Origin of the sequence: Paenibacillus sp. V4I7 (genome assembly GCF_030817275.1) — a bacterium.
Lineage (GTDB): Bacteria > Bacillota > Bacilli > Paenibacillales > NBRC-103111 > Paenibacillus_E.
In genome coordinates this window covers 4218209-4230353 of sequence record NZ_JAUSZD010000002.1, presented here as the reverse complement: position 1 = coordinate 4230353, position 12145 = coordinate 4218209, and the positions used below count along the sequence as shown (strand labels likewise).

The following is a 12145-nucleotide window of genomic DNA, read 5'->3' as shown; positions in this document are numbered from 1 at the left end:
GGAGGATCCACATGCTGAATTATATCTCCTACCGTGTGCTGCAGCTCATCCCGCTGCTTATCGCTATCAGCATTATTGTTTTTGTGATTATTCAGCTTCCCCCCGGGGATTTCCTAACGCAATATATTGCTCAAATGAAGTTAGCGGGTACGGAGGTTTCAGAGAGTACAGTGATTACCCTTCAACAGGAATATGGCTTAGATAAATCATTAATTTTTCAGTACATCATCTGGATGAAAAATATTTTGATTCACGGTGATTTAGGTCGATCCTTCCAATGGAATCAGCCAGTTGCTGATGTCATTGGCCCAAGACTGGCGTTGACAGTCATCATATCGCTCATTTGCCTTGTATTCGTGTGGGTTATAGCTATTCCGATCGGTATTTATTCGGCCACACACCAATATTCGGTACTTGACTATGTGTTTACCTTTATAGGTTTTATCGGCCTTGCAATGCCTGGCTTCCTAATTGCATTGATCATCGTGTATTTCATCTTCGCTCAGACAGGTGTTTCCATCACAGGGCTATTCTCTCCTGAGTTTGTTGATGCACCGTGGAATATGGCTAAAGTCATGAATATGCTGCCCAGACTCATTATCCCGGTTGTTGTTATTGGGATGTCGGGAACAGCCTCACTGATCCGGGTCACACGTGGAATGCTGCTGGATGAGTTATCGAAGCAGTATGTGATTACGGCTAGAGCCAAAGGCGTACCTGAGGGGAAGCTGTTGTTCAAATACCCCGTTCGCTTAGCCATAAATCCACTGATCTCTACCATTGGTTGGACATTACCGGCACTTATTTCCGGTGAAGCAATTGTATCCATTGTACTTAATCTACAAACAACAGGACCGATGCTCCTCAAAGCCTTAATGTTCCAAGACATTTATTTAACGGGAAGCTTCCTGTTAATTCTTAGTGTCATGACGGTCATTGGGACACTGCTATCGGATATTTTGCTTGCTTTCGTCGACCCTAGAATACGCTTCGGGGGTGTTGGAGAATGAGTGGCAAGACTACGCTTGCGAACCGGTTGTTCCGCAGGACCAAAATCAATAGACAAAACAGGATGGGTGCTGATAATCAATATGAAGTAGCTTCACAATGGCAATTAATGTGGTGGAAATTTATTAAGCATAAAATGGCGGTATTCTCGGCCATCATACTTTCGATTTTTTATTTAGTAGCGATTTTCTGTGAGTTTTTGGCGCCCACGCTGCAAGAAGCTAGGTACACCGAATATAAGAATGCGGCCCCGCAAAGTATTCATTTTGTAGATCCGAACAAGGGCTTTCAGCTAAGGCCTTTCGTGTACGGGATGACAGAGAAGGTCGATCCCAAAACCTTTAAGCGTACCTTTTCCGAAGATCAGCAGAAGAAATACGAGATTTATTTCTTTACGAAAGGTGAAGCGTATAAGCTGTGGGGACTCATTCCCATGGATCGACACTTGTTTGGACTGAAGAATCCGAACGATGCGCTTATTCTGATGGGTACGGATAAGCTGGGGCATGACCTATTATCACGGATCATATACGGAGCACGTATATCCTTGTCGTTCGGTTTGTTAGGTATTGTGGTGACGCTCTTCCTAGGTTTATTGCTAGGGGGAATATCCGGTTACTTGGGAGGCGTTACAGATACAATTATTCAGCGAACGATAGATTTACTGATATGTATCCCCACGATACCGCTTTGGATGGCGCTGACAGCTGCCTTACCGAGAGATTGGTCAGCGCTGCAAACTTATTTTGGCTTGATTATCATCTTCTCCATCATTGGCTGGACAGGACTTGCCCGTGTAGTTCGGGGAAAAATATTGTCCCTCCGCGAGGAAGACTTCACGATGGCTGCCAGACTGGCAGGAGCAGGTGATTTCCGCATCATTCGCAAGCATTTACTGCCCTCATTCGCCAGTTACATCATTGTGAACGTCACGCTTTCCATTCCCGGCACTATTTTAGGAGAAACGGCGCTAAGCTTCCTCGGTATTGGTCTTCAAGCTCCCGTTGTAAGCTGGGGTGTGCTGCTGCAGGATGCGCAAAACTTACAAACACTAGCCCATCATCCATGGCTGCTATGGCCTGCTGCTTTCATTATCATGACGGTTTTAATGTTTAATTTCCTTGGAGACGGACTGCGGGATGCTGCGGACCCTTACAAATAGGAGGTGGCGTGAATGTCAGAACGAGATACCGTCATCATGGAATTGAAGGATGTGAAAGTTCACTTCCATTTGGATGAAGGAGTACTGAAAGCCGTGGACGGAATCGATTTGCAAATTAAGCGTGGCAAAACGCTCGGCATCGTTGGGGAAAGCGGTTGCGGCAAAAGCGTGACCTCACAGGCGATGCTTCGCATAGTGCCGAAGCCGGGTGAAGTGAAAGGTGAGATCAAGCTGTTCCGAGGCAGAACCGCCGATTTAAAGGATGAAGCCATAGATTTGGCGATGCTTGATCCGCGTGGTAAGGAAATTCGGACTATTCGGGGCGACGAGATCGCTATGATCTTTCAAGAACCGATGAAGGCTTTCTCCCCCATCCATACGATTGGTAATCAAATCATGGAAGCGATTCTGCTTCATGTGACGGAGGATAAACAGGAAGCATACCGTCTGGCGGTGGACATCTTGAAGAAGGTCGGGATGTCGAATCCCGAGCAGCGGCTCAGCGAGTATCCTCATCAGCTATCAGGCGGGATGCGGCAGCGGGCTATGATTGCTATGGCCTTGTCCTGCAATCCATCGATTCTCATTGCAGATGAACCGACAACCGCCTTGGATGTCACGGTCCAAGCGCAGGTTCTGCAGCTCATTAACGATCTGAAGGCCAATCACGACACCTCCATTATTTTCATCACACATGATCTTGGGGTGATTGCCGAAATGTCGGATGAAGTCGCGGTTATGTACTTAGGCAAAATCGTAGAGTATACCGATGTGGACTCCTTATTTCATAATCCGCAGCATCCGTATACCAAAGCACTGCTGAACTCCATCCCTGCGATTGGCAGGACGAATAAAAGGCTGGAGTCCATTGAGGGAACTGTTCCATTTCCGATGAATTTGCCTAAGGGATGCGGCTTCTATTCCCGCTGTAAGCAGGCTGTTGACGGTGTTTGTAACGTCGCTGACATCCCTCTTGTGCAGGTTAAGAAGAATCATGCAGTTCGCTGCTTAATGGTTGAAGCGGAGACTAAAGAAGCCGAGGTGGTCTCATGAGCGTTCAAACCGATGAACTCATCCTGGATGTCCGTTATATGCGGAAATATTTTCCGATTAAAAAGGGATTTCTGCAAAAAAACGTTGGCTACGTCAAAGCTGTCGATGATGTTCAGTTCCATATTCGACCTGGAGAAACGTTCGGCCTGGTTGGCGAATCAGGCTGTGGGAAGACGACGCTTGGACGCTGTATTCTCAGGGCCATTGAACCGACAGCGGGCTCCGTCTTATTCCGAAATCGTCAGGGAAGCATGCAGGATGTCTTGCAGCTGGATGCTAAGGAGTTACGTGCGATAAGGCGGGATATGCAGTTGATCTTTCAAGATCCCTACTCCTCACTGAATCCTCGGATGACGGTGCTCAACATCATTGCTGAACCTCTAATCTGCAATGGCATGGCTCATGGTGCCCAACTGAAAGAGCGCGTTGCTGATCTTATGGAAATGGTTGGCTTAAATAGTCGGCATCTTGAACGGTATCCACATGCTTTCAGTGGAGGACAAAGGCAGCGTATCGGCATTGCGAGAGCCTTGGCAACGGAGCCCAAGTTCATTGTTTGCGATGAGGCCGTATCCGCTCTGGATGTATCTGTGCAGGCGCAAATTATTAATTTGCTGCAGGATTTGCAGGAAAAGCTGCATTTAGCTTATCTGTTTATCTCTCATGACCTAGGCGTTATTCAACATATTTCAAACCGAGTCGGGGTCATGTATGTGGGGAAAATGGTGGAGACCGCAGCGACGGTGGACTTGTTCGCAACACCGAAGCATCCGTATACAGAAGCACTGCTTTCTGCCAAGCCGGTACCGGATCCGCGTAAGAAGTCCAATCGCATTATCCTCTCCGGAGAGGTTGCAAATCCGGCAAACCCACCATCGGGGTGCTATTTCCATCCAAGATGCTCCTATGCGAAGGACATATGCAAGATGCAGTCCCCGGAGCTGAAACAGGTAGGTGAAGGACACTTCGCCGCATGTCATTTTGCAGGGGAGCTTGAGCTTAGGGGGGCAGCCACAATATGACGTATATTGCCTTTCTGCTGCTGGTCTTCTTTGTATGCCTATGTCTCATCATGCTGGCATCTCTTTGGTATATGCGAGTTCTGCTCGAGAAGATGATTGGCAGCAAGCTGCGAGACTTGGAGACACTGACGGCTACAGGCGCTATTCCCGAGACATGGTCGGCGAAATATGATCGGCAAATTATTCGATACCAATCGCTTGGAAATACCAAGCAAGTGAAACGAATTGAGCAAACAGCGAGAAAGCTTTATTTGAGCAAAATCAGTAAACTATTGGCTTATGTAAGAAGAACGGCGCTGGTTGAAAGTGAAGAAGCACGCAGCCAATCCTTGCGCATGTTGCAAAGAGTGGAGAGGGAATGGAGGGACAGGACGACGCATGGATCCTTTTCATGAGATGAAACAACGGGATACAGCAGCTGGGTTTATTTCTGTGGGGTTAACCTTATTCACCGCTGTGCTGGGTATTGTGAATTGGTTCGAGTTACGAAGTTTGCTGCTTGCTTGCTTGGCTTTTTTTAACGTCAAATCATCTTCGTGGCAGGGCATCGATAATTTCACATTTTTAATGCTTGGTGTTGCTTGGCTCGCTTATGTGTTTTATTGCCAATATTTTTTGAAAAAGAAAGCGATAAGCAAACAGGTTATGCAAGCGACTGCTAAGCTTCTAGCCATTCAATTGGGTCTCTTATTTGTGTGCAACTTGCTCTCACACTTTCTGCTTCATGTTCCATTTGAGTCCTACATGATGTTGTTTTTGGTCATAGAAGGCACTGCGGCTCTCTGTCTCAGTCTATTTGCAGCCAAAGCGGCTCGCCGCCAAAAATTCCTCCAATAAATCCCCAGTGAAGGTGGTTCCATACGAATGGATATAGGTGTCGTTTCACGCAGCTTTCCGCAATTAACGAACGAAGAAGTGGCGGCTTTACTTGCAGGTAGCGGATTCAAATGGACGGAGCTTTGCTTCTCGCAGACGGATTCCAACTATTGGCGATACAATGGGCGGAGTGATCTGAGCGACCTAACGGATGAGCGAAGCCGTGAAATTATAGAAACGTACCGGAAGTATGGTGTTGAAGTTGCATCTATCGGTGTTTTTACGAATTTGCTGGAAACGGATGACGCTGAGTTGGAAGAGAATTTGACATATTTTGAACGACATATGCAAATTGCTGCTTTAAACAGTGTGCCGGTTGTTGCTACGGAGTGTGGTTTTATTCCGGGTAAACGCGGTATACAAGCGGAGTCCTATGAAAAGGATTTCGAGCGACTACTGCTTCAAGTGAGGTGGCTTGGGGAACGGGCTGGACATTATGGTATCAAGCTTGCGCTTGAGCCATGTGTCTTGGACGTGGTTCCGAGTGCGAAACGAACGGCTGATTTTCTGGCGCAGGTAGGATCCCCGCATGTTCAAGTGCTGCTGGATCCGGCTAATTTAATTGCCAATAACTCCGAAGAGGAAATGTTCCGTTACTTGGCGCCGCATCTTGCCTATTTCCATGGGAAAGACCGAAAAGTCAATGATACCTATGGTCGTTGTGTCGGAGACGGCGATATTGATTGGGCTAAGCTGCTGAATTTGTATCATGAACATACCGAAGGCGTTCCGTTCATTTTGGAGTATGTAAACATCCAGAATTTCTGCGATATTCGTGATCGGGTGCTTGCTTTTGATCAATCCCGCTAATTTTTCACCATTCGGAAATCGGAAATTCGAGGCTCAGGGAGGTGTTTGATGATGCTAGTCGCGGAAAGGGTTCAGCACATTCTACGGCTGGTTAACGAGCGGGGAAGTATGCGCGTCACTGAACTCAGCCAATTGTGCCGGGTAACCGAAGAAACGATCCGACGTGATCTGGATCGCTTGGAGAGCGAAGGGCGCCTGCTGCGCAGCTATGGCGGAGCGATCCGCCTTCAGCAGCAAACATCGGAGACGTCGTACCAGCTGCGAGAAACGATTCATGTGAAAGAAAAGCAGCGTATTTCCGTAGAAGCCGTCAAATATGTGGAACCGAATGATCGCATCGTGCTTGACGCAAGTTCTACGACATGGCATATGGCGGCCCAGCTTCCCGATATTCCGCTCACCGTTATTACCAACTCTTTGAAAGTAGCCCTGGTCCTTAGTGAGAAGAAAAATGTGAGCGTCATCAGCACAGGAGGCATCCTTGTGCCTAATTCACTTTCCTTCGTAGGACCGCTTACGGAGCAAGCTTTGGATGAATACCACGTTAACAAAGCGTTTGTTTCCTGTAAAGGTGTTCATATGGAGCGGGGTGTTAGTGAATCCAATGAAATGCAAGCTCGGGTTAAAAGAAAAATGGTCGGCATGGCTGAGCAAGTATTCGTCCTCGCCGATTACAGTAAATTCGATATGCAGGCTTTTACAATGATAGGCTCTTGGAATCAAATCCATCATCTCATCACCGACGAGCAAACATCTTCTGATCACGTGCAGCTGCTGCAGCGTAAATTCATAAATGTCATTCAATTGCAGAAGGAGTAATCTCATTGAGAAAATGGCGCAATCCCCATGCAAGATGGCTGAAACCGCAATGAAAGCACGAGCAGGAAGCCTTAAGATGAGGATAGAGGGAGAAAGGAACCGAACCTATGGTCAATCAATTGCGGCAGAGTCAATTTATGAATGATAAGCGAATCCCGTTCACCATCGGTCGCTGTTTTCATGATCAAGACAATACCCCGTCGAGCCATTCACACGACTTTATTGAACTTGTTTATCTTGTCAGCGGCCAAGCAGAGCATTTGTTTGAAGGCGAATCGTACCTCATTCAAGGGGGAGATGTGTTTATTATTAATCCCGGAGAAGTTCATACTTACCGAACGAAACCGGATGAGCACATCGAGATTATAAATTGTTTATTCACCCCTGAGCTCATTCATGAGTCACTGCTAAAGGAGTTAGGTGTGTCACAGTCCATGGACTACTACTATGTACACCCTTTTTTGAATCCGCGAGAACGCTTTCATCATCGTTTGAATTTGAGTGGTTTGGCATCCATTCCTGTACTTTCCCTGCTTGAGATGATGATTACCGAGTGGGAGCAGCACCGTCCGGGATACTTAACGATCGTTAAGCTGCAAATGCTGGAGCTGCTCATTTTGTTGTCGCGCTGCTACGCAGATGTGAAGAACAAGGAAAAAAAGGGTTCGCAACGATCAGGTAATCATACGATTCTTGTCCGTCGGATGACCGGATTTTTGGAGCGCCATTTTGATAAAAAAATGACCATTCCAGCTCTGTCTGAGCTGTTTAACATCAGCAGCCGTCAGTTAAATCGGGTATTCAAACAGGAAACTAACCAGACGGTGATGGAGCGTATTCACGAAATTCGCATCGAACGTGCCAAACAGTATTTGGCAGAAGGTGATGAGAAGGTGATTTATATTGCTCACCGTGTAGGCTATGAGGACCCCGCCTTTTTCACCCATTTATTTCGGCGGAAGGTTGGTTGTTCGCCTGGTCAGTATCGAGAGTTACATAAGTAAAAGGAATGAGATTATTAGCTAGACACTGGAGGGATGAGCTATGACGTTAAAAGTCGGAGTAGTCGGAATCGGTAATATCGGGACGATCCACGCTAAAGTGTATAAAGAACATGCCAAGACAGAGCTTGTAGCGGTTTGTGACATTATCAAAGAGAAAGCTGATGCGGCAGCGGTCAAATACGGCTGCCGAGCATTTTACAGTGTGCAGGATATGCTGAGCAGCGGCATCCATTTGGATGCTTGCTCCATGGCTACCAAAGGGGAGGAGAATGGCGGCGAGCACTACCAGCCAACGATGGAGCTGTTAGCGGCGAACATTCCTGTTCTGGGTGAGAAGCCTATTTCCAATCGGATCGACGAAGGGGAGCGGATGGTGGCGCTTGCCAAGGAGAGACAGCTGCCTTTTGCAGTGAATCTGAATCATCGTTTTACACCGGCAGCCCTTCGCGCCAAAGAATGGGTGGAGGAAGGCCGTCTTGGTCAATTGCATATGATCAATATGAAAATGTGGATTAATAACCCGGTAGAAACGTCCCCATGGTTTCATCTGCGTGCGCTTCATCCGCACTCATTTGACGTGATTCGATATTTCTGTGGGGACGTGAAGCGGGTAGCCGCCTTCATGATGAAGGGCGAAGGCAGGAAAATCTGGTCCAATGCGCAGGTTATGCTGGAGTTTGAAAATGGTGCAATTGGCAACCTAGTCGGCAGCTACGATGCTGGGGCAAGCTACGGTTTGGAGCGATGCGAAGTTGTTGGATCCAAGGGGCGGTTTGTGCTCGATGATGCTTGCGAGCTGTTGACGTTCTATCCCCGCCACAGTATTGCAACGGAAAGCTACACTTACCTGGGAGGTATGCGTAATTTCAATGAAACGTTCAAAAGCCGCATCAGCGATTGGATTGAGCAGCTTGATGCGAAGGTGCCTTATGATCAAATCAATGGTTCGGGTGAAGAAGCGCTGAAGGCGCAAACGATTATCGAGGCAGCCATACGTTCATTCGAAACATCCAGCATTGTTGAACTTTAGGATTATGCTTACGATGTCAGTTTTCTTCGAAAACTTTTAGGAGGTTGAGCACATGATCCAGATAGGTATTAATTCCGTGTTATTTAAGGATTTTGATTTCGCGACAGCTGCGCAGCATATCAAGCTTTGCGGGTTTGACGGTGTTGAAATATCGGCGATCAAAGGCATGTGCGAGCATCTTGAGTTGGATCGGTGGCGTGAACAAGCAGCAGAGATCAAGCAGATTGCCGCGGATCATGGGCTCAAGCTGCTTTCGATGGAAGTCGCCGAGCTTAGTGAAACACGACTTCCTCTCGCGTTCGAAGCGGCTGCTGAATTAGGTATTCCGGTTGTTAATGTGGGTCCTGGCGGCAAATCGGATGTCGAAGAGGATCTATTATTCACGATTGAAAAGCTGGGCCGGATGTCAAAGCTGGCGGGGGAATATGGCGTTACATTGTGTGTTAAAGCTCACGTGGGCGGCTCAATTTATAACACCCCAACCTCGTTAATAGCGATAGAAGCGATTGCTGCACCATCTTTCGGCATCGATATGGACCCCAGTCATATTTATCGTGCCGGTGAGAATCCTGAAGCCGCACTGCCAGCCGTGATATCACGCGTTCGGCATATTCATATCCGGGATTGCAGCGGTAGGCAAGCGGGTCCGGGAACCATCGACAAGCAGGCCTGTGGGCGCGGTGACATTGATCTTATTGGCTATTGCAAAGTACTCACGGATAACGGCTATGAGGGGCCGGTTTGTTTGGAAGTCATCGGAGCGAATGGTCATTCGCTCGCGCAAGTATCGATTGTCGCAGCTGAAAGTTACGGCTACTTGAATGCGGTTCTACGTTCTTTTGGGGCGCGATAAAGCAGAATGAAGGAAGAAGGAGTTGATTAAATGACAACAAAATTGCCGAATTTATTGTTGTTAGGTATAGATAGCTTACGCAGGGATCATATGAGCGGCTATGGCTATCATAGGCTGACAACTCCGCATATTGATCGATATAGTCAGGGCGGTGTGTTGTTTGAACAGCACTTCTCCCCAAGCATCCCAACAACGCCGGGGTATGCCTCTATGCTCACGGGAATGGATTGTTTCGGGACCGATGTTGTTGCTCTGCGGCATGGTGGTGCCGTTGGCGATCATGTGAAAATGCTCTCCGAGCTGCTGGAAGAGGAGGGCTACAATACAACTTGCATTGGATTCACGGGGAATCCTTCCGCGCGGGGATTTCAGACCTATTTGGATTTCGAAGGCTGGGGCGCTGATGAAACGGGCCGAAGTCCCAAGGCCGATAATTTGAACCGTGTCGCCATCCCGGAAATGAAGCGTCTTAAGGAAGAGGGGAAGCCATTTTTCCTTTTTCTACGTCATATGGATCCGCATTCCCCCTATTTGCCGCCAAAGCCGTTTGAACGGATGTTTTATGACGGCAATGAGTGTGATCCCGATAATCATTCTTTGGATGAGCTGTATGCCTTTAAGCCATTTGCTGATTATTTCAGTTCTTGGTTTCCTGAAGGCTGCACGGACAGCACTTATATCGATGCACAATATGATGGCGCTGTAGCTTATATGGATGCGGGCATTCAGTCGATTTTTACGGCGCTTAACACGCTGGGGATTGAAGACGAAACGCTTGTTGTCATCACGTCGGACCATGGTGAAACGCTCAATGAACATGATTGCTACTATGATCATCATGGCTTATATGAAACCAATTTACGTATCCCGTTGATTCTGAGATTTCCAGGCAAGCTCCCGGCAGGAAAGCGTGTGTCCAGTTCCACGCAAATCAAAGATGTGATGCCGACCATTGTTGAACTCCTGGGACTAGATTGTGACATTTCTTTTGATGGCCGCAGCTTATTGCCATTAGTTCGGGATGAGGAGCGGGATCGCGTACCCGAAAGTGAAATGTATATCACCGAGTGCACGTGGATGCGTAAGCATGGCTGGCGGACACCGGAATGGAAGCTGATCGTGGCACTGGAGCCGGATCTTCATTTCAAGCCGCCGGTTGAGCTGTATAATCTGATTCGTGATCCTGATGAGCTGCACAATGTGGTCGATGAAGAGCCAGACATAGCTGCCTTGCTGATGCAGCGCTTGGAGGCTCATATCGCGAAGCGGGAGAAAGAGACGGGCCGAGAGAATCCGATCTACACAAATGTGAACTGGCATGGACTCGGTTGCGGTCCGTTTCAATCGTCGCAGCAAGCCTTCGATTCCATGCATATTGGTTCTCCGAAGTCGGCGAAATCACTGCAAATGAAGGATGAAGACGCAGTTGACGAAGCCGAATATGAAGCGGAAGCAGAAACAGAAGTAGGCACTGAAGAAGTAGAAGCGGATTCAACATGCTGAAGGTAGCTGTTATCGGCGTCAATCACATCGGCCGTATTCATTGCCGCTGCTATAAGGAACACCCAGAGGTTGAACTGACCGCGATTTGTGATCTGAACCGGGAACTTGCGGATTCGGTTGCCGCGCAGTTTGGAGCGAAGGCTTATTATGATGTTGATACGATGCTGGAAGTCGAACAGATTGATATCGTTAGCGTCGCTACCGGCGGGATAGAAAATGGCTCTCACCATAGAGAGCCTGTTATGAAGGCAATTGCTGCCGGAAAAGACGTCCTGGTCGAGAAGCCGATTTCGAACAGCTTGGAAGAAGCGAGAGAAATGGTTCAATTTGCAAAGGAAAAGGGAGTTCGTTTTGGTTGTAATCTCAACCATCGGTTCACTCCAGCGGCAAGGAAAGCGAAGGAATGGATCGCTGCAGGCGACATTGGCCACCAGCTCTTTGTGAACATGAAGCTCACCATCGGCAATCCGAATGAATCCAGTCCTTGGATACATTTGCGGGCACTGCATCCTCATTCGTTGGATGTCATGCGATATTTTGCCGGAAATGTTCGGCGAGTTCAAGCATTTCTGACTAAGGGGCCTAGCCGCTCGGTTTGGTCAACGGCTTCCATTAACTTAGAGTTTGCCTCTGGTGCAGTAGGCCATTTGATGGGCAGCTATGACATGTTTGGTGTTCATCCTATTGAGGCTTGTGAAGTGGCAGGCGACCAAGGGAGGTTCGTTCTTGATAATGTCTATGAATCGCTCACTTATTATCCTCATAGGCAGGAAGAGCTGCGGGTATATCGCAATTCCATCATGACAGGAATGCGAGGCTTCGAGGATACGTTTCGGCTCCGACTGGGTGCTTTTATTCTAGAAGTGAAGGAGGGTATTTCCCCTGATCAAGTCGCCGCTTCTGGTGAGGATGCCCTTGCCGTCCAAGAAATAATAGAAGCGGCTATTCGTTCTCATCTTGCGAATGGTACAGTTATTGAAGTTTCCTGATGTGCATCCATGTCGG

The 12145-nt window shown here is 47.9% G+C and carries 13 protein-coding genes; all 13 read left to right on the top strand.

Annotation, left to right across the window (positions count from 1 at the left end; genetic code table 11):
- The first annotated feature begins 11 nt into the window (after positions 1 to 11).
- The 13 genes from QFZ80_RS20700 to QFZ80_RS20640 all read left to right on the top strand — a co-directional run bounded on the left by QFZ80_RS20700 (position 12) and on the right by QFZ80_RS20640 (position 12129).
- Positions 12 to 1010 carry an ABC transporter permease gene (locus tag QFZ80_RS20700; RefSeq protein WP_307554595.1) on the top strand — a complete coding sequence of 333 codons (999 nt, stop codon included), beginning with the start codon at positions 12 to 14 and terminating at the stop codon, positions 1008 to 1010.
- Positions 1007 to 2170, top strand: coding sequence for an ABC transporter permease (locus tag QFZ80_RS20695; RefSeq protein ID WP_307554597.1), 1164 nt, complete (start codon positions 1007 to 1009; stop codon positions 2168 to 2170). Before QFZ80_RS20700 ends, QFZ80_RS20695 begins: the two co-directional genes overlap by 4 nt.
- A gap of 12 nt (positions 2171 to 2182) precedes the next feature.
- The gene (locus QFZ80_RS20690) at positions 2183 to 3223 is read left to right on the top strand and encodes an ABC transporter ATP-binding protein (RefSeq protein WP_307554599.1); all 1041 of its coding nucleotides are present in this window, start codon (positions 2183 to 2185) and stop codon (positions 3221 to 3223) included.
- Positions 3220 to 4245, top strand: a complete 1026-nt coding sequence (locus QFZ80_RS20685) for an ABC transporter ATP-binding protein (RefSeq protein WP_307554601.1) — start codon at positions 3220 to 3222, stop codon at positions 4243 to 4245. The genes QFZ80_RS20690 and QFZ80_RS20685 overlap by 4 nt, the downstream gene beginning before the upstream one ends.
- Positions 4242 to 4640 carry a hypothetical protein gene (locus QFZ80_RS20680; protein WP_307554603.1) on the top strand — a complete coding sequence of 133 codons (399 nt, stop codon included), beginning with the start codon at positions 4242 to 4244 and terminating at the stop codon, positions 4638 to 4640. The genes QFZ80_RS20685 and QFZ80_RS20680 overlap by 4 nt, the downstream gene beginning before the upstream one ends.
- Positions 4624 to 5082: a hypothetical protein gene (locus QFZ80_RS20675; protein ID WP_307554605.1), complete on the top strand. Its 459-nt coding sequence runs from the start codon at positions 4624 to 4626 to the stop codon at positions 5080 to 5082. Before QFZ80_RS20680 ends, QFZ80_RS20675 begins: the two co-directional genes overlap by 17 nt.
- A gap of 27 nt (positions 5083 to 5109) precedes the next feature.
- A complete protein-coding gene (locus QFZ80_RS20670; RefSeq protein ID WP_307560755.1) occupies positions 5110 to 5931 on the top strand; it encodes a sugar phosphate isomerase/epimerase family protein in 822 nt (273 codons plus the stop codon).
- Between the two features lie 51 nt (positions 5932 to 5982).
- Positions 5983 to 6750 (top strand): DeoR/GlpR family DNA-binding transcription regulator, encoded by a 768-nt coding sequence (locus QFZ80_RS20665; protein WP_307556082.1) that lies wholly within the window; start codon positions 5983 to 5985, stop codon positions 6748 to 6750.
- 107 nt (positions 6751 to 6857) lie between these two features.
- Positions 6858 to 7754: an AraC family transcriptional regulator gene (locus tag QFZ80_RS20660; protein WP_307560753.1), complete on the top strand. Its 897-nt coding sequence runs from the start codon at positions 6858 to 6860 to the stop codon at positions 7752 to 7754.
- 40 nt (positions 7755 to 7794) lie between these two features.
- Positions 7795 to 8784 carry a Gfo/Idh/MocA family protein gene (locus QFZ80_RS20655; protein ID WP_307554611.1) on the top strand — a complete coding sequence of 330 codons (990 nt, stop codon included), beginning with the start codon at positions 7795 to 7797 and terminating at the stop codon, positions 8782 to 8784.
- 52 nt (positions 8785 to 8836) lie between these two features.
- Positions 8837 to 9637, top strand: a complete 801-nt coding sequence (locus QFZ80_RS20650; protein ID WP_307560751.1) for a sugar phosphate isomerase/epimerase family protein — start codon at positions 8837 to 8839, stop codon at positions 9635 to 9637.
- A gap of 30 nt (positions 9638 to 9667) precedes the next feature.
- Positions 9668 to 11140 (top strand): sulfatase family protein, encoded by a 1473-nt coding sequence (locus QFZ80_RS20645; RefSeq protein ID WP_307554615.1) that lies wholly within the window; start codon positions 9668 to 9670, stop codon positions 11138 to 11140.
- Positions 11134 to 12129, top strand: coding sequence for a Gfo/Idh/MocA family protein (locus QFZ80_RS20640; protein WP_307554617.1), 996 nt, complete (start codon positions 11134 to 11136; stop codon positions 12127 to 12129). The genes QFZ80_RS20645 and QFZ80_RS20640 overlap by 7 nt, the downstream gene beginning before the upstream one ends.
- The last annotated feature ends 16 nt before the right edge of the window (positions 12130 to 12145 follow it).